Origin of the sequence: Rhizobium sp. YJ-22 (genome assembly GCF_029601685.1) — a bacterium.
Classification (GTDB): Bacteria; Pseudomonadota; Alphaproteobacteria; order Rhizobiales; family Rhizobiaceae; genus Metarhizobium.
The window spans coordinates 178,952-199,483 of record NZ_JARRIR010000003.1; the positions used below are offsets into that span (position 1 = coordinate 178,952).

The following is a 20,532-nucleotide window of genomic DNA, read 5'->3' on the forward strand; positions in this document are numbered from 1 at the left end:
TTGTTCACTATATGTTCTAATAATTTCCTCGCTTTGTCAACGTTCGGAAACCTTTCGGCCAGGCACAATCATGGGTAGCATACAGGAACGAGAAGATTGAGAATGTATTTGAGTTCCGTGACGCTTTTTGAGCGATTTCGGATGGACTCTCCCGATGAGATAGTGGAATATTCCTCGAATATGTGAGGAAAAAATGACCAACGATATCCAAGAGACCAGGTTCAAGCTTGCCGATGAGAACTTCGAGTTCGAAAAATGGCCTTTTTACAATATGTCCAGGCTGATTTCCCTGTATCATAGGCGACTTGACTCGGCATTGAAGCCTCTCGGACTCGATGCCACCCGCTGGAGAATTCTCAGCATTCTGAGCAAACGCAAGACGGCGAGTGTAACGGAAATCGCCGAGGAGTCCACAGCTCTCCTTTCGACGACGGCAAAGGCCATTCAACGCATGGTCGCACAGGGATTATTGCAAACGCGGACGTCCACGCGTGATGCGCGCTCGATCCAGGTCAATTTGTCCGACAAGGGAAAGACCGCGTTTACCGACGCGGAGCGCAAGGTGTCGCTCATCGCCAGCCGGGCTTTTCATGGTGTCGGCGAAAGTGAAATCGACGCTCTCAACTTCATTACCCGCCGCATTTACGGGAACCTGGAGCTCTAGAATACGGCCGGTCTGATCGCTTGGCTGGCAGCCAGGCGATCAGACTTCGAAAACGCGTTCTTCCGTCTTGTGGATCCGCCTGGCTTTGCCGGTTTTGTCCAGGAGGAAATTGTCGCACACGACGGCGAATGTCGTCGTTCCGTCCGCAAGGGTGGGGTGGACCGCGAGATTCATGTTGGCGGCGAGCACCATCGGCTCGTCGTCACGAATGATCGGCCGTTCCACCAGAAAATACCCCTGGCCATGCGCGAACACCCGGTTTTCCGCCTCAAGTCCAAACGCGGCGCGCTGGGCGTTGTGGCGCGCGAAGATCTCCGGGCAGGACGCACCGGCCACGATCTCCGGCAAGATCCGGTTGCGCAGGTCGAGGGCGGTTCCGCTTGCATCGATGAGGCATTGCTGCGCCTTTCCAAAGGAAATATTGCGGGCAATCTCGGTGAAATATCCGGCCGGGCCGGCATTCTCGATCAGCAACGACACGTAGTCGCCCTCCCCGATCACACGGGCCTGGTTGAACGGGCTGTTGAACGGCGCGAAGCTTCCTTGCGGAGCCGAGCCCGCCAGGATGACGCCGCCTGCCCCGCCAAGGCGCAAGGAGGCGGCCCTGGCGACGGCCGTGACGTCGATCTCGCGCATTCCGGGGCGGAGATGGCGCAAGACCTCGGCAAAGACCTGGTCCTGTAACTCTGCCGCGGCGCGGATCAGGTCCAGTTCCTCGGCGCTCTTGACGACCATCATCGCATCGACGGCGTCGGTCACATCGATGAACGCGGCCCCGTCCAGTTCCCGTCCGAGCGCTTGGACGAAGGCATGCGGCATCTGCAGCAGCCCGGCAATGCCGATGCGCCGCAAACCATGACGGCGCAGCGCGGATGCGAGCGACACGGCCTCGCAATCGCTGGTGAAGGCCGCGGACTGGAAGCTGGCCACGGTGTGAATCTCGAACACGCCCCGATAGCTTTCATCGGCCGGATCGTGATCCGAGCGGCCTCCGCGCGAACCGTGTTCGACGACACTCATCCCCTCGCCCGGAAGGTAGGCGACGGCCGTCCGGTAGGAACTGACGGGCTCGTCGGTGAACCAGCGCACATAGCCGGACATGTCGTCCTCGTTGCCGAGGGTCACGATCGCGCCCAGCCGGTGCAAGGCGCACAGATCGGCCAGCAGTCCGTGTCGGCGAGCGATCTCGGCCGCCGACACACGGGCGAAGCGTTGCGCGTGGTTCATCGCGCGTCACCTGCCCATTTCGCCGACCACGAGGGGGCCACGGCGGGGTTCAAGGTGAAACGCGGGGCTTTCGCGTCGAGCACGTCCAGGACGTTCTCCAGCAGCACCAGCGGCATGCGGTCGAAGGTGTCGCAGGTGTGGCCCACCATGTGCGGCGTCAGGATCGCATTGGGCAGCGCCCGCAAGGGGCTTGCCGGGTCCAGCGGCTCGGGGTCGAACACGTCGAGGGCAAGGCGCATGCCGGTGCGTTCCTTCGCCAGGGCGGCAAGCGCCGCATCGTTCGAGATCGCGCCGCGCGCGATGTTGACGAAGACCGCGTTCGGCTTCATCAAGGCAAGCTTGTCGGCGCCCAGAAGCCCTCGGGTATGTTCGTTGAGTTCCGTAGCAACCACGACGACGTCGCTGGTTCGCAACAGGTCGTCGAGGCCCACCGGGCGGATCCCCTGCCCCAGATCGCGCGGGGTGCGAACATAGGCCTGCACGTCGCAGGCGAAGGGTTGCAGTCTCTCGGCCACCGCCATGCCGATCTTGCCGAGCCCGATGATGCCGACCGTGCGGCCGCGCAGCATCCTTGCCCGGGGATAGCCGGGCCGGCTGGACGGATCGTCCATATAGGTGATCGCCTTGTCGAATTCGTAGAGGGAGGCAAGGATCAGCATGACCGTCGCTTCGGCCATGCTGGTATAGTTCTCGACCGTCTGGCCGTTGGCGATGAGGATATTGCGGGCGGTCGCGGCGGCATGATCGAATTCCTCGGTTCCGATCACCGGCGAGATCAGCGCGCGCAGGCGCGGGGCGGCGTCCATTTCGGCGGCGCCGACCTGGAGCACGTCGACATCCACCAGAACGTCAACCCGGCCGAGCCGGCCCGAGGCCAGATAGTCCGATGCGTCGGCGAAGCGGCCGACGTCATGTCCCCTGGCCCGCAATCCGCGGATGGCGTCTTCGAAAATGCCGCCGAAATCGTCGGGGCCAAGGAAATCTATGGTGCTCGGGGATTGAGACATGCGTTTTGCTTTCGATATCGGGGAAACGCCCGGCCCGAAGCCGGGCCGGGAAGCGAGGCGTCAGGGTTCAGCGTTCGTTGCTGGTCGCAACGCGGGTCAGCATGGGCTGCATGCTCTTGGCATAGGCGTCCATCTTTTCGTAATAGACCTGCGTGTCGGGATGGTTGCGCGAGCCGTCCAGGGCGGCCTCGCTCTCCCACTGCGCGTAGTTGATGACGCGGGTGCCATCGAGGCTGCGATGCACGCTCGACGAAATGAAGCCGTCCAGCTTCGAAATGACCGCCTCGGTGGCCTCGACGAACATCGAAACGACCTTGTCGCAATCTGCAGGGTCGACCTCGACGACGTTGATGAGCGTCAGGATATCCTTGCTGGGATCGATGGTAACCATGTCTTTCTCCTTGGTGATGATGGGGTGGAAAGCGGAAGCTGCGCGCTCTCGTTTTTTCGAAGGACCTGCCGGCCGATTAGACGTGCGGCGCTTCGCCCGGCGGCAGATCGTGCACTGCCTCCAGAAGAGCGCGGGTGTAGGGATCGCGGGGATCGGCGAAGACCGCGCCGGTTTCGCCGCGCTCGACGACGCGCCCGTGGCGCATGACGATGGTCGAGTGCGCCAGCGCCCGGACCACGGCAAGATCGTGGCTGACGAACACCGTCGCAACGCCATTTTCGCGGGCCAGATCCTTGAGAAGATCGAGGATCGCCGCCTGCACCGACACGTCCAGCGCCGAGGTGATTTCATCGCAGAGCAGCAGCAGCGGCCTGGCGGCGAATGCGCGGGCGATGGCGATGCGCTGCTTCTGCCCGCCGGACAATTCGGACGGAAACCGGTCGATCAGGCTGTCCGGCAGGCGGACGGCCGCGAGCAGACGGCGGATTTCGGCGGTTTCGTCGCCACGGCGCACGTCCGGGCGAAACAGCCGGATCGGGCGCGTCAGGATGGAGCGCACCGTCTGGCGCGGATTGAGCGAGGAATCCGGGTTCTGGAAGATGAGCTGGATCTCGCCGCGTGTGCGCACCGGGCGTTTCGACACCAGCGGCGCCAGTTTGTCGCCCTGGAAATCGATGCTGCCGGCGGTCGGCGCCATCAATCCGGCGATGGCGCGCAGCAGGGTGGATTTTCCGCTGCCGCTCTCGCCGATGATGCCCAGCGTCTCGCCGCGTGCGACCTCGAGGTCGATGCCGTGGACCGAAGGCTCGCCTGCGCCCGGATGCGTGCAGACCACGGCGCGGGCGCGAAGCACCGGCAGCGCATCGGATGCCCCGGCGGCCGGCGTCGGCAGATTTGCCGTGCCGATGCGCGGGGCGGCCGCCATCAGCGCGCGTGTATAGGGATGACGGCCGCGCACGACCACGTCATCGGCCGCACCCGTCTCGACGATCCTTCCGTCAAGCATCACGGCGATGCGATCCGCCAGGGCATGAAGCAGGCCGAGATCGTGGCTGACATAGATGACCGCCACGTTCCGCTCGCGCACCAGAGCGCGCAACAGATCGGAGATCCGCGCCTGCGTGGTGGCGTCGAGCCCGGTCGTGGGCTCGTCCATGACCAGTATCTCGGGATCGCAGGACATGGCCAGCGCGATGGCGATGCGCTGCTGCTGCCCGCCGCTGAACTGGAAGGAATAGCGCCGCAGCGCCGCTTCGGGATCGGGCAGGTCGACCATACGCAGCAATTCGACCTGCCGGTCGTGCAGGGCCTTTCCGGCCAGCGCCATGTGTTTTTTGAGGGGTGCGGCGAGCTGCGCGCCGATCCGCAGCGACGGATTGAGCGCCAGACTTGCCTGTTGCGCGACGAAGCCGATACGCCGGCCCCAGATGGTGCGGAGCCTGGGAACATCGAGGGTCAGCAGATCGGTGCCGCCCAGCAACACTTCGCCGCCGCCCACGCGGACATTCGGACTGCGATAGCCCATCGAGGCGAGCGCGGTCGTGGATTTGCCGCTGCCGCTTTCGCCGACGATGCCGAGAATCTCTCCGCGCCGCAGGTCGAGGGACACCTCGTGTACGACCGGGTTCAGCTCGCCATCGGCTCCTTCGTAGGAAAGCGAGAGATCGCGCATGCTCAGCACGACCGGGATCGTGTCGGGACCGTTGCGCCCGGCAGGGCTGGCGATGGGCATGGACATATCGGTTCGGGGGGAAGCCGGATGGATCACAGCGGTACTCCCGGTTGGCCCGACGCGGGATCGAGATGATCGGCCAGCGCGTCCGCGATGAGGTTGAGCGCGACGGAAAGCAGGGCGATTCCGGCTGCGGGCGCCAGGACGGCGATCGGCGAAACGGTGATGTAGGGCCGCGCCTGCGCCACCATCAGGCCCCAGTCGCTCGACGGCGGCTGGGCGCCCAGCCCGAGGAAGCTCAAGGATGCGACGAAGATGATTCCCCAGGTCATGCGCAAGGCGAATTCCGCGATCGCCGTTGCGGCGATGTTCGGCAGCACCTCGCGCAAGAGAATGTAGCTGAGGCTTTCTCCCCGTGCCTGCGCGGCGGCGACGTAATCGCTGGTGACGACCGCCTGCGTGGCCCCGCGCAGGATGCGGCCGGTGCGCGGAGCGAAGATCGCCGCGACCGACAGGATCAGCACCGGCGGCGAGGTTCCGAAGCCGGCGATGAGCACCAGCGCCAGAAGCAGCGGCGGCAAGGCCAGCGCGAGATCGAGAAGACTGGCGATGCCCTGGTCGATCCAGCGCAGCCGCGGCTGGATTTGCGCATAGGCGCTGACGATTCCAAGCCAGCCGCCCACGACGGTGGACAACACCACGGCCACGAACGGAACCAGGATTACCGACCGGCCTCCGACCAGGAAGCGGCTGAGAATGTCGCGGCCGAGGTCGTCGGTGCCGAACGGATGCGCCCATGTGGGAAACTGGTTCGGCAGACCGAGGCCGATCTGCGTCGGCGGATAGGGTGCGAGCCAGGGCCCGAGCCCGATGACCGCCAGCATGATCGCCGCGAGAGCGAGCCCCAGCCGTCCGTTGCCGCTGGATGCGAGGCTGCGCCACAGACTGCGCCGGGCGGCGGTATCCTGCTTGTCGAAGGAGAATGCGGGTGCGATGGGGCTCATTTGCTGCGCAGCCTCGGATTGACGATGGCGGCCGCCATGTCGGCGATCAGCGTGATGGCGATGAACATCGCGCCCATCACGATGGCGATCGCCTGCACCGTCTCGATGTCGCTGGTCGTGATGGCCTCGACCAGACGCCGGCCGATCCCGGGAAAGGAAAAGACGTTCTCGATGACGACCACGCCGCTGATGAGATAGACGAGATTGAGCGCCAGCGTGTTTATGATCGGGACCGCCGCGGGAAGAACCGCATAGAGCGCCACCACCCGCCGCCGCGACAGGCCCGCCAGAACCGCCGTACGGGTGTGCGGCGCAGACAGGGATTCCCGGATCGCCGAGCGGGCGATGCGGATCGTGTAAGGCGCACTCACCAGCAGCATGGACAGCACGGGCAGCACATAGGAAGCCCAGGCGCTCCATCCGCTCTGGAAGTTGAGCGCCGTACTGTCGATCGGCAGCCAGTGCAGAGCGACGCCGAAGACGAGAATGAGGGCCATGCCCGTGACGAATTCGGGCAGGGCCGTCAGCACCGTCGTCGATGACAGAAGCATAAGATCCTGCCATCGCCCGACATGCAGCGCCATGTAGACGGCCAGCCCGAGCGACACGGGCAGGCTGATCGCCAGTGTCAGCGCGGCAAGCACGAGCGTGTTGCCCAGCCGCGGCATCACGTCGTCGCGGACGTTGCGGCCGGTGACGGTCGAAGTGCCGAAATCGCCCCGCACGAAATCGCCGAGCCAGGCCGCGTAGCGCACGACCACCGGCCGGTTCAGGCCCCGATCGGCGATGAAGCGCTCCAACTGCTCATTCGTCACCTCGCGCCCGAGGGCGTTGCGGGCGACATCGACCGGGCTGGAACTGGTCGCCGCGAAGGTGATGATCGACATCACGAGCAGGGTCATGGCCGCCCATGCGATCTTGATGGCGATCACACGGGCAAAGACCATCCGTCCGATGCCCTCGCGGGCACCCTCAAGTGCAGGCTCTCGAATCAAGGCACAACTCCGATCAATCCGTTTTCAGGCCGCAAGCCCGCGTCAGACGAAATAGGCGTCGTGGAACTGGAGATTGTCGCCGCTGTGCGTTCGCACGTCACGGATATTGTTGCTCATGCCCCAGAGCACGTTGAGCGAGAAGGCGACGCTGGACCCCGATTCGTCGGCGACGATCTGCCATGCCTTCCGCAGAAGCGCGTTCTGCTTGTCGACGTCGAGCGATGTGCGCACGTCGCCGAGGATACGGTCGATCTCGGGATTGTTGAGCTTGGTTTCCGCAAAGGCCGGCTTGGTCGCGTAGAGATTGCTCAGCATCGTCACCGGCGGCCGCGCCTGGCTATAGCTGACATACATCGGCTTGACCTGCCAGATCTGGCTCCAATAGGTGCCCGCGTTCTCCTGCCGGATCGTCACGTTGATGCCTGCGGGGCGGACGATCTCGGCAAAGGCCGTCGCCAGTTCTACCATGCCGGAAAGGCTCGGCGAGGTGAACAGTTCCAGCTCGATCCCGTTGGGATGGCCGGCTTCCTCCAGAAGCGCCTTGGCCTGCGCCAGATCCTGGGCGCGAATTCCGAGGTTCTCGGGATAGGTGGGATGGCCGGGCCAGATATGGACGTCGCTCGTCAGCGTGCCATAGCCCTGGAAGACGACGTTCAAGAGCGCCTGCCGGTCCACCGCAAGCTTGATCGCGCGCACGACGCGGGGATCGTCGAAGGGCGCCTGGGTGAGGTCCATGACCACATACATGAAGGCCGAGTTCTCGCTGACGGCGACATGGGCCTTGTCCGAGGCCTCGATCAACTGCGCCTGGGCCGGCCCGACCTGGCCGATGACATTCGAATTGCCGGAGAGCAGCGACTGGATCAGCGTCGCGGATTCCACGATGTTCACCTGGCGGATGCCGTCCAGATACGGCAGATTCGGGCGCCAGTAATGCTCGTTGCGCACCATCTCCCAGCTTTCGCCGGGGGCGAAGCTGGTCAGGCGGAAGGGACCGGACCCGATGGCGGTTTCAACGGTGAATTCGGAGGTGCCCTTTTTGACGATCGCGAAGTTGCGCGCGGCGATCTGCAACGGGAACTGGCTGTTGGGCTCCTTGAGATTGAAGGTGATCGTCCTGTCGTCGACGACCTGGATACCTTGCGGGTCGAGCGTCTGGGCAAGGCTGGCCTGGCTGGGGGAGGCCGTGGCCGGGTCCAGCACGCGGGCGAAGCTGTAGGCCACGTCGGCCGTGGTGAGCGGCGTGCCGTCCGAGAAAGACAGGCCCTCGCGCAGCACGAAGGTCCAGGCCGAACCCGCTTCGTTCGACGAATAGTTTTCGGCGAGCTGGTTGGAGATCGCGAAACCGTTCTCGAGCCGGATCAGCCTGTCATAGATGTGCGCGCAATAGATCGTGTCGTTGCCCATGCTGGCGCGCGCGGGATCGAGCGATTCCCGCACCGTTCCGCTGGTATAGGCCATATTCAATGTTCCGCCCTTTTTGGGCGTGGCCTCCTGCGCGTTGGCTTGGCGGACGAGGCCGCCGCCGAATGCCATCACGGCAATACCCGCAACCGCGCCCCGGAGCATCGTGCGCCGCTTGAGTGGCGATATCGCGAATTGCGTCGTTCCATTCCTGTCGCTCATCTGTGACTCCCGGTTTGTTAGTTTCCAGTTCGCTGGAATTTTCCCCTATTTCTTATAAATAGCAGAGCCGGCCCGAATTGAGAAGCGTTATTTTCGAAAATCCTGCGGCACTGCATTGCCGGGAGGGCGGCTGCCGATCGTCTCCGTCCTCCTCGAACCGTGACCGGAGGAAAGGATGACCCGGCATTTTGCGCGGCGCGACAAGCGGGTCGCTTCGGCGAGCCGGTCGGGGCTCGGCGCTGCCATATGTCCGGGGCGCGAATGCAGGTGAGTCAGGCGGTATTTCGCGGCCGCAGCGAGTGTCAGGTGATCGCGGCGGAGCGATCCGCCGCGACCCAGGATGTCGAGGATCGCTTAGCGATAGACAATGCCGCCGTCGGTCAGGATGGCCTGGCCGGTGATATAGTCGGAATCGTCCGAAGAGAGGAATGCGACCAGCGCGGCCACGTCTTCTGGTGTCTGGGCACGGCCGAGGGCGATCCCTTCGACATATTTCTTGTATGTCTCGCCTTTCGGCGTTCCGGTGATCTCGGAAAAGCGTTCGTCGATCTCGACCCACATGTCGGTGCCGACGATGCCGGGGCAATAGGCATTCACCGTAATCTGATGCGAGGCGTATTCCTTGGCCGCCGCCTGGGTGAGCGCCCGCACCGCAAATTTCGTCGCCGAATAGACCCCGAGCATCGCAAAGCCGTCATGGCCGGCGATGGAGGAGGCGTTGATGATCTTGCCCTTGTGGCCGCGTGCCTTGAACTTAGCCGCCGCTGCCTGAGTGCCCCAGACGACGCCGTCGACATTGATGCGGAAGATGCGGTCCAGATCGTCCGGGCGGACATCGTCGAGCGGCTTCACCTGGGCGATGCCGGCATTGTTGACGATGACGTCGAAGCCGCCCAGTTCCTTTTCGGCGTGCTCGACGGCGGCAAAGACCTGGTCGCGGTCGCTGACATCCGCCGTGAAGGTCGTGGCCTTGACGCCATGCGCCTCGACCTCGGCCTTTACGGCCTCGAGCTTGTCGGCCTTGATGTCGACCAGTGCCAGATTGGCGCCGTCCCTGGCCAGCCGCAGCGCTATGCCGCGACCGATGCCCTGGCTGGCGCCGGTGACCAGAATGACTTTTCCCTTGACGGACATGACGTTTCCTTTCGTTGCCTGGGATCAGGATGCTAGTTCCGCTTTGCCGACCTTTTGATGACGGCCGGGTAACGCGTTTTTCCGAAGAATTTCGCTGAGGATGCGCAGCGATGAAACGACCGGCATCCAGTCCGGCGCGATCGTTTCGAGTTGTGGCGAAGAATGGCCGGGATATGCGAGGGGACCGGTCGCCTTGCCGCTGGAAAGCGCGGCCAGCGCCCGAAGGCTGCTTTCCAGTTCGCCGGGAGGCCGTTTGCCCTGCAACAATGCCTCGCGCAGACCATCGGCGAGCAGCAGCGCCGCCGCGCAGAGGCGGATCGCGTCATGCTCCGCATCGTCGGCGGCGGAGATGACCGAGGCAGCGGCCAAGCGCCCGCGAAGCGACCACCGGGCGGAATAGCGCGCGCCATCGGCGCCCGCGCGCAGCAGCGCCAGATCCTCCTGCGCCCTCAGCATCAGCCCGAGCGTCGTCTGGGCGCGGCGCGGATCGGCCTTGTGCAAGGCCTCTGCCGCTGCTTCCAGCCCGGCGCCGATCCGCAGCAGCAGATGAGCCATGGCGCTGTCGATCTGGCGCAGAGGGTCGGGCGTCAGCAGGATCTGGCTGAACAGCAGGCCCGCGCCTGCGCCGACGATTACGTCCTCCATCCGGTGCCAGCCCGCGTTTTCCGCCCCCATGGCCAGGACAAGGACGGCGGAGACGCCTGCCTGGATCGGCACCACGGCCGGCAGGCCGAAGACCGAGGCGATCAGGATCGAAAGGAAGACCGCAGCCGACATGCGCAAAAGCGCCAGGGGTTCGGCCTCCAGCATGGTCTCGGGAATTTGCAGCGCCAGTTCACCCATGAGAATGCCGATCGCCACGCCCAGCATCAGCCCGGTCGCCTGCCGGCCGTGATTGGGCAGGCCGGGCGCGAGGCAGACAATGGCCGTCACGATGGCAAAGACCGGATGCGGATGGCCGAGGAGCCAGTTCGCCAGAAGCCAGGCCAGGGCGCCCGCAATGGCCGTGGCAAGCGCATCGCGCCAGGCGGCGTTCATGCGTTCCAGCGACAGGCGTATACGGGTGACGATGCTCATGGTTCACCTCAGCAGCGCGACAAGCGGGGCCATCAGCACATTCAACAGCCCGACGAGAACCATGACAAGCCCGGCGACGGCTCCTTCCGTGGCGCCGATCTGATGCGCCCGGGCGGTGCCCGCGCCATGGGCGCCGAGGCCAAACAGCGAGCCGCGCGCCAGCGCCGAGGCAATGCGGAACCTGGCGAGGATCAGATCGCCCATGACCGCGCCCGCGATGCCGGTAACGACGACGAAGACCGCCGTCAGGTCGGGAATGCCGCCGATCTCGGACGAGACTTCCATCGCAAAAGGCGTGCTGATGGAACGCGGCAGCAGGCTCAACCTGATCACCCCGTCTAGCCCCACCAGGCTCGCCAGAGCCCAGCTCGACAGGATCGACACCAGGCTGCCGGCCAGCATCCCGGCCAGCAGGATGGGCCAGTAACGCCGGATCAGCGCGCGCTGTTCATAGATCGGAATGGCGAAGGCCACCGTCGCCGGTCCGAGCAGCAGCACCAGCCAATGCGTGCCGCCGATATAATCGCGATAGCTTTCATGCAGGGAGACGACCACGAGCAGCAACAGCAGCGGCGTCACCGCCAGCGGCATCAGCCACCAGCGCGGCCAGCGGCGATAGACCTGTTTCGAAATCCAGTAGAATCCGATCGTCAGGCCCGACCAGAAGAGCGTATGCAGGAAGGCCTCAGGCATGCTCCCGCTCCTTTCTGTCACCCAGATATTTCCAGCAGCGATCCACGGTGAAGGCCGTGGCGAGCATGACCAGCGCCGTGCTGGCGAGAATGACGAAAAGAATCTTCAGCCCGGTCAGGCCGAAGAGTTCCGGGTGATCCAGCACGGCAAGCACGGCCGGCACGAAGAACAGCAGCATATCCGACAGGAACCAGCCCGCCCCGCGCCGCATGCTGAGCGTGCTGATCCGCCGCATGGCCAGCAGGACGAGCAGCAGCCCGAGACCGACGATGCCGCCAGGCAGCGGGATGCCGAGAACGCGCACGAGAGCTTCGCCGATGAGCCAGAAGCTGAAAACGGTCAGCACCTGGGCAACCGGGTGGTGATGCAGAAAACGGGCGGACCTGTGATGAACAGACATGGCGAATTCCTTTTTCCCGAACATAAGCGCCCTCTTGCTATTCGAGAAATGAATTGATTGAATAAACAATATTCCAAAGAGGACTTGATATGGATTTTCGCCCGTTGCGTGCTTTTATAGAGGTCGTGCGTCAGGGCGGCTTTTCCAGCGCCGCGAAGACCGTTTGCGCTACGCAATCGACCGTCAGCAAGGCCGTGAAACAGCTCGAGGACGAGATCGGCTTGCGGCTTCTCGACCGCATCGGCCATCGCAGCGTGATGACCGCGGCGGGAGAGGTGGTGTATCGCCGGGGCCTGAAACTCTTGGCCGATCGTGACGACCTGATGGCCGAGATCGACGAAATCCGCGGCGTCCGGCGCGGCGCGCTGCGGCTCGGCCTGCCGCCTGTCGGAAGCAGCACGATTTTCGCGCCGCTGTTTGCCATCTACCGCCAGCGTTTTCCCGGGATCGAGGTGCGGTTGACGGAATATGGCAGCGATCAGTTGGCGTCGGTTCTGCATGCGGGGGAGATCGACTTCGCCGGCGCGTTGCTGCCCGTTTCCGGGGAGTTCGAGTTCCAGCCCGTGCGCCGCGAACCCCTCGTCGCGCTGCTGCCGCCCGGCCATCCCCTGGCCGACGCCGCCTCCGTGACGATGCTGGACCTGAAGGATACACCCTTCGTCCTGTTCGCTTCCGGCTTCGCGCTGCACCGGATGGTCATGGATGCCTGCCGTCGCTCGGGTTTCGAGCCCGATATCGTGGCGCGAAGCGGCCAGACCGACTTCATGGTTGAACTGGTCGGCACGGGCCTGGGCGTCACCTTCCTGCCCCGGATGATTGCGGCCCGTTATAAGGTGCGCGGCCTGTGCCATGTCGCCCTGGACGAGCCCGACGCGGAATGGAACATGGCCATGGTCTGGCGGCGGGGCGCCTGGCTCTCACCCGCCGCACAGGCTTGGCTGGATCTGGTACGGGAGACTCATGGCAGAGTTTCCTGGCCAGATAACTCGCCTGCCACAGAAAGGAATTCACTCCGGGATATGAGCGAAAGCGGTCATTTCGCTATACCGGGAGTCAATGAAAGCTGACTGAAAGCTGCGCGTGTTAATCCTTTCCCAGGACACCGGAGAGGAGATGCGTTCGGGAGAGCGCGCACCGGTGCCACGCACAGGGAGGAATTCATGCGGTTTCATCGCGGTTTTGCACGCGCTCTTTCCATGTCGGCCATTGCGGTCGCCGGCCTGCTGTCGGCAACCTCGCTTGCGGGCGCGGCCGACAAGATCACCATCATGGTCGGCGGTTATGAGAAGCAGATCTATCTGCCGGCCAAGCTGGCGGAAGCGCTGGGCTATTTCAAGGACGAAGGGCTCGACGTCGAGCTTCTCAACGAAGCCGCCGGCGTCGATGCCGAAAACCAGCTTCTCGCCGGCGCGGTGCAGGGCGTCGTCGGCTTCTACGACCATTGCGTCGACCTTCAGGCCAAGGGCAAGTTCGTCGAATCCGTCGTGCAGTTCAGCCAGGCGCCGGGTGAGGTCGAGATGCTTTCGGCCAAATATCCCGATGTCAAATCCTTCGCCGACCTGAAGGGCAAGACGCTCGGCGTCACCGGCCTCGGCTCCTCGACGAATTTCCTGACGCTTTACATGGCGTCCAAGGCCGGGCTGCAGCCGGGCGACATCGTCACCGTTCCGGTCGGCGCGGGCGGCACCTTCATCGCCGCCATGCAGCAGGACCAGATCCAGGCGGGCATGACCACGGAGCCGACCATCTCGCGCCTGGTCAAGACCGGCGAAGCCACGGTTCTCACCGACCTGCGCACGGTCGAGCAAACCCGCGCCGCCCTCGGCGGCACCTATCCGGCCGCCTCGCTCTACATGGAAACCTCCTGGGTCGATGCCCACAAGGAAGAAGTCCAGAAGCTCGCCAACGCCTTCGTGAAGACGTTGAAGTATATCGGAACGCATAGCGGCGCCGAGATCGCGGAGCAGATGCCGAAGGATTTCTACGTCGGCGACAAGGAGGGTTACATCAAGGCCCTCGACGCGGGCAAGGGCATGTTCACGCCCGATGGCGTCATGCCGGAGGATGGACCCAAGACGGTGCTCGCCGTCCTTTCCGAATTCTCCAAGAACGTCAAGGGCAAGCAGATCGACCTCGCCAAGACCTATACGAGCGAATTCGTCAAGAACGCCAAGTAATTACTCCTTCCTTCGCCCGTTCCCGACGCTCGGGAGCGGGCCTGTCGAAACGTCACTCGCGCGCCATCCCCCGCCGCGGAAAGGATGTCCCATGGCTGCCAGTCAGGGCCGAGAGCCGGCCATCGAACTCATCAATGTGACGCGCCGCTTCGTCTCGCCGACGGGCAAGAGCCTGACGGCGCTCGCCGACTTCAACATGACGGTGGAGCGCGGCGAATTCGTCGCCGTCGTCGGACCGACCGGCTGCGGCAAGTCGACGACGCTCAACCTGGTCACCGGTCTTGCCAGGCCGTCCGCCGGCGAGGTCCGCCTGATGGGCGGGCCGGTGAACGGCATCGATCCGCGCGTCGGTTTCGCCTTCCAGAAGGATGCGCTGTTTCCGTGGAAGAACGTCATCGACAACGTCATGGCCGGCCCGCTGTTTCGCGGCCGCTCGCGCAGCGAGGCGGAGAAATCGGCCAAGGACTGGCTGGCGCGCGTCGGGCTTTCCAAGTTCCTGCACCATTATCCCCACCAGCTTTCCGGCGGCATGCGCAAGCGCGTGGCGCTGGCCCAGACCTTCATCAACGAGCCGGAAATCCTGCTGATGGACGAGCCCTTCTCGGCGCTCGACGTGCAGACCCGCACCGTGATGCACGAGGAACTGCTGAAGCTCTGGGCCGAGCGGCAGGCTTCGGTCGTCTTCGTCACCCACGACCTCGAAGAGGCGGTGGCGCTGGCCGACAAGGTCTACGTTCTGACCGCAGGCCCCGCCACGGTGAAATCGGTTTACCGCATCGACCTGCCGCGCCCGCGCGTCGTCTCGGAAATCCGCTACGAGCAGGCCTTCATCGATTATTGCAAGACCATCTGGGAAGACCTGCGCCAGGAAGTCGAGACCAGCTATCGCCGCGCCAGCGAAGCCGCCTGAGGAGGACGGGACCATGACAGACATCACGATGGCCGCCGGCTACCGCCCGGGCACCAGCGACACGGAAATCGAGGCGGCGGCACAGGCCCGCATCAGGCGCCGCAAGCAGACCGTGCTTTTCTGGCAGATCGCCATTCTCGTCCTTCTCCTCGGCCTGTGGGAACTGGCTTCCGACATGAACTGGATCGATCCGTTCTTCTATGCCAGCCCCAGCGCTGTCGTTGCCCGCCTGCAGGACTGGGCGCTCAACGGCACCACCGAGGGATCGCTGTGGTACAATCTCGGCGTGACGATGGAAGAGGCGCTGATCGGTTTCGTCACCGGCTCGGTGGCCGGCGTCGTCGTCGGCATCGGGCTCGGCCGCAACCAGATGCTCTCCGATATCTTTTCGGTCTACATCAAGGCGATCAACTCCATTCCGCGTGTCGTGCTGGCGCCGATCTTCATCATGATCATGGGCCTCGGCCTCGCCTCCAAGGTGGCGCTCGCCTTCGTAATGGTGTTCTTCGTCGTGTTCGCCAATGCCTTTCAGGGCGTGCGCGAGGCCGACCGCGACATGATCGCCAATGCCCGTATCCTCGGCGCGTCCAACTGGCAGGTCACCCGCACCGTCGTCATTCCCTCGGCGATGAGCTGGATCTTCGCCAGCCTGCATGTCTCCTTCGGCTTCGCCATCATCGGCGCCATCGTCGGGGAGTTCGTCGGCGCCCGCTTCGGCATCGGCCAGCTGATCTCGATCGCCAAGGGCACCTTCGATGCCGCCGGCATGTTCGCCGCCATCGTCCTCGTCATGGTCGTCACGCTGGCGGCCGAATATGTGATGACGGTGATCGAGAACCGACTCGCCAAGTGGCGGCCGCAGCAAAGCCTCGACACCCATTGACGCTCGGGAACGGACACTGAAACAGGGGGCGAAGGCCCCCTGTCCTCATTGGCGGGGCAGGCGGACGACCACCGACAGGCCACCAGCCGCGGCCGTTGCGAGCATGACGCTGCCGCCGGCCCCGTCCACCACTTCGCGAACGATGGCAAGCCCCAGGCCGCTGCCCTCGGCCTGCGTGCCCATGATGCGATAAAATCGCTCGAACACCTGCCCGCGTTCGCCTTCGGGAATGCCGGGGCCGGAATCTTCAACGGTCAGCACGACCTCGTCACCCTCACAGCGCACGCCGACGGTGACCTCGCCGGGAGCCGGCGTGTAGCGCAAGGCGTTGTCGACGAGATTGACGATCATCTCGCGCAGCATGGCTCCGTCGCCGACGACGGGCGCCGGGCCTTTCACCTCCAGGCCGATGTCGATGTTCCGCCGCAACGCCTCCTCGGCATGTGCTTCCAGCACCGCGCGCGCCGCCTCGGCCATGTCGATCCGCTCGGCGCGCGGCGCGCGACTGCCCGGCTCGGCGCGGGTCAGCGCCAGCAATTGCTCCGCCAGGCGCGAAGCATGCCGGGTACTGCGGGTCAGCGACTGCAGGGCTTCGGTGCGGCTTGCCAGATCGGTTTCGCGCGCGGCGACGGCGGCCTGCGTCATCAGCAGGGTCAACGGTGTGCGCAATTGATGGGCGGCATTGGCGACGAAGCGGCGCTGCGCCGCCATCTGCTTCTGGACGCGGTCCATGTAGTCGTTGAGCGCGTGGACGAGCGGACGCAACTCCATCTGCACGCTCGCGGGATCGAAAGGCTCCAACCGCTCGCGCCGGCTGGCCAGCACCGCGTCGCGCAGCCGCAGCACCGGCCCAAGTCCCCGTTGAAGGCCGAGAAGCGTTACCAGCCCCGCCACGGCGACGAGGACGAACTGGTACATGAAATCGGATAGCCAAAGGCGGCGGCGCAACGCCTCCTCGCCATTGCGGGTGACCGCAACGACGACCTCGACCACGCCGTCTTCCCCCAGGCCGACGACCGGATGATCGATCGCCAGGGCGCGAATATCCATGTCGCGAAAACGCATGTTCTGGCCGGCGCCGCGCCGGTCGGGCATGGCCAGTGTATCATAGCCGGCAACGATATTGCCCCACGGGGTCGCCACCCGGTAATAGACGCGGTCGCCGTATCCGGTGTTGAAGATTTCCAGCGCTGCGGGCGGAATGTCGACGGCGATCATTCCGCCGGCGTCGACACGCACGGCCTCCGCAATGACGCGGGCGGAGCCGAGCAGCATGTTGTCGGTGACGATATCGGCGGTTTCCTGCGCCTGCTTGAGGCCGAGAAACAGGTTGACGCACAGCACGGCGGCAAGCGTCGCCGTGACCCAGGCTAGAAGCTGGGCGCGCAAGCTGAAGCGCAGCCCATTGAAAAGAGAATGCCGTTCGGCTGAAGATGAGAGCGCCATCGTCAAACCGCCCTCAGCATGTATCCAAGGCCTCTCAACGTCGCGATCTGCACGGTCCCGCCCTCCAGCTTCTTGCGGACGCGATGCACGTAGATCTCGATGGCGCTCGGGTCGGGGTCGGCGTCGAAACCGAAGACGCTTTCGTGAAGCGCCGCTTTCGTCACCGTGGTCCCAGCCTTCATCATCATATATTCGAGAACCGAATGCTCGCGAGGCGTCAGTTGCAGCGGCTCACCCTTGAGGGTGAATTGCCGCGTGGCGCCGTTCAGGACCAGATCCCCCACTGCGATCTCGGGGCTGGCAAGGTCGTTTCCCCTGCGGATCAACGCGCGCAGGCGCGCCTCCAGCTCGGCGAGTTCGAACGGCTTGGCGAGGTAGTCGTCCGCGCCGGTGTCGAGCCCGGCCACGCGGCCGCCGAGCGAGGCATTGGCGGTGAGGATGATGACCGGCGTCTTGTTTCCGGCGCGGCGGATATGGCGCAGCAGCGTCATGCCGTCGACCTTCGGCAGCGAAAGATCGAGCACGACGGCGGCATAGTCCGCCACGGCAAGCAGATGCCCCGCCTCCTCGCCGTCATGCGCGACATCGACCGCGTAACGCGCCTGCACCAGCGCCTTGGCCAGCCAGCTGGCGAGTTCGCGGTTGTCCTCCACGATCAGCAACCGCATCCGTCCCCGTCCCCTTGCGATTTAGCGCCTCCGCGCGAGGCTGCGCTTCTTTTTCGCATATTTCCGCAGCCGGAAGAAGCATGGCGCGCCGTCAGTGCCGGCGGTCGGTCCCCCGGGGATCACATTCCCGTCCGCGCCCGAACGGACGGTGCCCGCGACGGCCTAATCGACCCCGCCGATGATCGGCGGCACTTCGACCACGGAGAAGTCGCCTGCGCCGGAATCGATGATGCCGAAGACCGCCTCCAGCATTTTCGGCACGTCCTGCCGCGCCATCTCGATATGGTCGCCGAGCATGGCGACGAAAGGATCCCAGTCGAAGCAGCCGAGATGCGGCATGCCGTCGCTATAATGGCCGGAATAGCGAATCCAGCGCATTACCCCTTCCAACGAAATCGTCGAATTGACGAACAAGCCGCGCGGCAGGGTGCTCGTCCGCGCGGCAAGCTGCCTCATGGCGTTTTCCGCCTTTTCCGGCGCATAGCCGCAGGCCTGTATCATGGCCTCGTCGACCGCAATGCCGGCCTCTGCATGGGCGTCGCGGAAACCGCGCACGCGCTCCATCGTGTTGTGGTCCGTGCCGCGGCCGCCGACGAAGAACAGCGGCGCCTTGACGCCGTATTCGCGCCGGCAATTGGCAAGCACCCGCCGCGTCAACTCCAGCGCGCCGCCATAATTGTCGGAGATCACCGAAGGCGCCCGCGCGCCCGGCAGGTCGAGGTTGATGGTGCGTACGCCGGCTCCGGCGCAGAGATCGGCAATGCGGTCGGGGTCGGTCGCGCCCGTCGCGATCAGGCAATCGACCTGATAGGACAGCATCGTCCGCGCCGCCTCCACTTCCAGCTCCGCATCGCGCATCGTGCAGGTTATGATCGGGAAGAGACCGCGCTCGCGGGCTCGCACCTCGAACTGTTCGACGATGGAGCCGAAATAGCGGTTGTCGTATTTCGGCACGATCATGCCGATGATTTTCGAACGCTCGCGGCGCAGGACGCTTGCCTGCATGTTGACGGCGTAACCCTGCTCCTCCGCGAGCTTGGTGATCCTTTCCGCAAGCTTTGCGCTGATGCGCCGCTTCTTCCAGTTGCCGTTGAGAACGGCGCTCACCGCGCTGGCGGATGTGCCGGCCAGTTCTGCCAGATCATAGATGGTCGTCCTTTTCGCGGGCGTCGTGCGATTCACATGTCATCTCCGTTTCGTGCGCCACCTTGACACCAATGGAGTTTGGTGGCAATTCATGCTTCATCGATTGAGCAAGCCTGCTCCATCGATGAAGTTGCCCAAACAGCAAGGCTGACCCAAGGGAGGAGTCAGACGGAACATCGACGAACCGGACGTTGCGGCATCGCTGCGGCGAACGGTGATCTGCGCGCTCGAAGTGCGCGTAGGCGGTCGGTTCTGTCGCCCTTGGCGGCTTGAGGTCGCCGGCGAACGTGACTGCGAACATCAACCGTGCCAAATCAATGTGGAGGAACCCAATGAAGACGCTTACCACCCTGCTCGCCTCGACCGGCCTCGTCCTGTCGCTCGGCGCCGCCGCTTCCGCCCAGGAAAACGCGACCGTCGCCTTCCTGATGCCCGACCAGGCCTCGACCCGTTACGAGCAGCACGACTATCCCGGCTTCAAGGCCGAGATGGAAAAGCTGTGCGCGTCCTGCACAGTGATCTACCAGAACGCCAATGCCGACGTCTCGCTCCAGCAGCAGCAATTCAATTCCGTGATCGCCCAGGGCGCCAAGGTCATCGTTCTCGACCCCGTCGATTCCGCAGCCGCCGCAGCGCTTGTCGAGATCGCCCAGTCGCAGGACGTCAAGGTCATCGCCTATGACCGCCCGATCCCCGACAAGCCGGCCAACTATTACGTCTCCTTCGACAACCAGGGCATCGGCAAGGCCATCGCGCAATCGCTGGTCGATCACCTGAAGGCCAAGGGCGTTCCCGATGGCGCAGGCGTGCTCGAGATCAACGGTTCCCCGACGGATGCGGCCGCCGGCCTCATTCGCGACGGTATCCATGAAGCGCTTTCCGCTTCGTCCTACAAGACGCTCGCCGAATTCGACACGCCGGAATGGGCGCCGCCCAAGGCGCAGGAATGGACCGCAGGCCAGATCACCCGCTTCGGCGACCAGATCAAGGGGATCGTCGCGGCCAACGACGGCACCGGCGGCGGCGCGATCGCGGCGCTGAAGGCCGCCGGCGTCAAGGACATGCCGCCGGTGACGGGCAACGACGCGACGATCGCCGCGCTGCAGCTCATCATCTCTGGCGACCAGTACAATACGATCTCCAAGCCTTCCGAAATCGTGGCTGCGGCTGCCGCCAAGGTCGCCGTCGCCCTGCTCAAGGGCGAGACACCGGAAGCGACCCACAAGCTCTACGAGACGCCTTCGCAGCTTTTCGTTCCGGCGGTCGTGACGGCGGAGAACATCAAGGCCGAAATCTTCGACAAGGGCATCAACAAGCCTGAAGAAGTCTGCACCGGCGAATATGCCGACGGTTGCCGCAAGCTCGGCATCATCAAGTAAAATCGCCGTCATGTCCGGCCGCGCCTGTCGCGG

The 20,532-nt window shown here is 64.4% G+C and carries 19 protein-coding genes and 1 pseudogene; 6 read left to right on the forward strand and 14 right to left on the reverse strand.

Annotated elements, in window-relative coordinates; genetic code table 11:
• The first annotated feature begins 193 nt into the window (after window positions 1-193).
• The gene (locus P7F60_RS08855; RefSeq protein WP_277917368.1) at window positions 194-664 is read left to right on the forward strand and encodes a MarR family transcriptional regulator; all 471 of its coding nucleotides are present in this window, start codon (window positions 194-196) and stop codon (window positions 662-664) included.
• Window positions 665-703: 39 nt separating this feature from the next.
• Here the strand turns inward: P7F60_RS08855 and P7F60_RS08860 are convergent, their stop codons facing one another.
• The 11 genes from P7F60_RS08860 to P7F60_RS08910 all read right to left on the reverse strand — a co-directional run bounded on the left by P7F60_RS08860 (window position 704) and on the right by P7F60_RS08910 (window position 11,890).
• Window positions 704-1,891: a M24 family metallopeptidase gene (locus P7F60_RS08860; protein ID WP_277917369.1), complete on the reverse strand. Its 1,188-nt coding sequence runs from the start codon at window positions 1,889-1,891 to the stop codon at window positions 704-706.
• Window positions 1,888-2,898, reverse strand: a complete 1,011-nt coding sequence (locus tag P7F60_RS08865; protein WP_277917370.1) for an NAD(P)-dependent oxidoreductase — start codon at window positions 2,896-2,898, stop codon at window positions 1,888-1,890. Before P7F60_RS08865 ends, P7F60_RS08860 begins: the two co-directional genes overlap by 4 nt.
• 67 nt (window positions 2,899-2,965) lie before the next feature.
• A complete protein-coding gene (locus P7F60_RS08870; protein ID WP_277917371.1) occupies window positions 2,966-3,289 on the reverse strand; it encodes an antibiotic biosynthesis monooxygenase family protein in 324 nt (107 codons plus the stop codon).
• A 76-nt stretch (window positions 3,290-3,365) separates the two neighbouring features.
• Complete coding sequence (locus P7F60_RS08875; protein WP_277917372.1) at window positions 3,366-5,021, reverse strand: ABC transporter ATP-binding protein; 1,656 nt, start codon at window positions 5,019-5,021, stop codon at window positions 3,366-3,368.
• A 32-nt stretch (window positions 5,022-5,053) separates the two neighbouring features.
• Entirely contained in the window at window positions 5,054-5,965 is a 912-nt protein-coding gene (locus tag P7F60_RS08880) for an ABC transporter permease (RefSeq protein ID WP_277917373.1), read from the reverse strand.
• Window positions 5,962-6,960 (reverse strand): ABC transporter permease, encoded by a 999-nt coding sequence (locus tag P7F60_RS08885; protein ID WP_277917374.1) that lies wholly within the window; start codon window positions 6,958-6,960, stop codon window positions 5,962-5,964. Before P7F60_RS08885 ends, P7F60_RS08880 begins: the two co-directional genes overlap by 4 nt.
• Before the next feature lie 42 nt (window positions 6,961-7,002).
• Entirely contained in the window at window positions 7,003-8,586 is a 1,584-nt protein-coding gene (locus P7F60_RS08890; protein WP_277917375.1) for an ABC transporter substrate-binding protein, read from the reverse strand.
• 354 nt (window positions 8,587-8,940) lie between these two features.
• Complete coding sequence (locus P7F60_RS08895) at window positions 8,941-9,720, reverse strand: acetoin reductase (RefSeq protein ID WP_277917376.1); 780 nt, start codon at window positions 9,718-9,720, stop codon at window positions 8,941-8,943.
• A gap of 24 nt (window positions 9,721-9,744) precedes the next feature.
• Window positions 9,745-10,797, reverse strand: a complete 1,053-nt coding sequence (locus P7F60_RS08900) for an FUSC family protein (RefSeq protein ID WP_277917377.1) — start codon at window positions 10,795-10,797, stop codon at window positions 9,745-9,747.
• Window positions 10,798-10,800: 3 nt separating this feature from the next.
• The gene (locus P7F60_RS08905) at window positions 10,801-11,490 is read right to left on the reverse strand and encodes an LrgB family protein (RefSeq protein WP_277917378.1); all 690 of its coding nucleotides are present in this window, start codon (window positions 11,488-11,490) and stop codon (window positions 10,801-10,803) included.
• Window positions 11,483-11,890: a CidA/LrgA family protein gene (locus P7F60_RS08910; protein ID WP_277917379.1), complete on the reverse strand. Its 408-nt coding sequence runs from the start codon at window positions 11,888-11,890 to the stop codon at window positions 11,483-11,485. The genes P7F60_RS08905 and P7F60_RS08910 overlap by 8 nt, the downstream gene beginning before the upstream one ends.
• A gap of 89 nt (window positions 11,891-11,979) precedes the next feature.
• Between P7F60_RS08910 and P7F60_RS08915 the strand changes: the two are divergent.
• From P7F60_RS08915 to P7F60_RS08930, 4 genes and pseudogenes are all read left to right on the forward strand, one after another.
• A pseudogene (locus P7F60_RS08915) lies at window positions 11,980-12,837 on the forward strand (LysR family transcriptional regulator); the annotation flags it as partial.
• A gap of 249 nt (window positions 12,838-13,086) precedes the next feature.
• Entirely contained in the window at window positions 13,087-14,067 is a 981-nt protein-coding gene (locus P7F60_RS08920; protein WP_277917691.1) for an ABC transporter substrate-binding protein, read from the forward strand.
• Window positions 14,068-14,158: 91 nt separating this feature from the next.
• The gene (locus P7F60_RS08925) at window positions 14,159-14,977 is read left to right on the forward strand and encodes an ABC transporter ATP-binding protein (RefSeq protein ID WP_277917381.1); all 819 of its coding nucleotides are present in this window, start codon (window positions 14,159-14,161) and stop codon (window positions 14,975-14,977) included.
• A gap of 13 nt (window positions 14,978-14,990) precedes the next feature.
• Window positions 14,991-15,860: an ABC transporter permease gene (locus P7F60_RS08930; protein ID WP_277917382.1), complete on the forward strand. Its 870-nt coding sequence runs from the start codon at window positions 14,991-14,993 to the stop codon at window positions 15,858-15,860.
• Between the two features lie 45 nt (window positions 15,861-15,905).
• Here P7F60_RS08930 and P7F60_RS08935 read toward each other — a convergent pair whose 3' ends face one another.
• The 3 genes from P7F60_RS08935 to P7F60_RS08945 form a co-directional block, all read right to left on the reverse strand.
• Entirely contained in the window at window positions 15,906-17,306 is a 1,401-nt protein-coding gene (locus P7F60_RS08935) for a sensor histidine kinase (protein ID WP_277917383.1), read from the reverse strand.
• 2 nt (window positions 17,307-17,308) lie between these two features.
• Window positions 17,309-17,974 carry a response regulator gene (locus P7F60_RS08940; RefSeq protein ID WP_277917384.1) on the reverse strand — a complete coding sequence of 222 codons (666 nt, stop codon included), beginning with the start codon at window positions 17,972-17,974 and terminating at the stop codon, window positions 17,309-17,311.
• A 162-nt stretch (window positions 17,975-18,136) separates the two neighbouring features.
• Window positions 18,137-19,156 (reverse strand): LacI family DNA-binding transcriptional regulator, encoded by a 1,020-nt coding sequence (locus tag P7F60_RS08945; RefSeq protein ID WP_277917385.1) that lies wholly within the window; start codon window positions 19,154-19,156, stop codon window positions 18,137-18,139.
• 296 nt (window positions 19,157-19,452) lie between these two features.
• Between P7F60_RS08945 and P7F60_RS08950 the strand changes: the two genes are divergently transcribed.
• Window positions 19,453-20,499 (forward strand): sugar ABC transporter substrate-binding protein, encoded by a 1,047-nt coding sequence (locus tag P7F60_RS08950; protein ID WP_277917386.1) that lies wholly within the window; start codon window positions 19,453-19,455, stop codon window positions 20,497-20,499.
• Window positions 20,500-20,532: the final 33 nt, after the last annotated feature.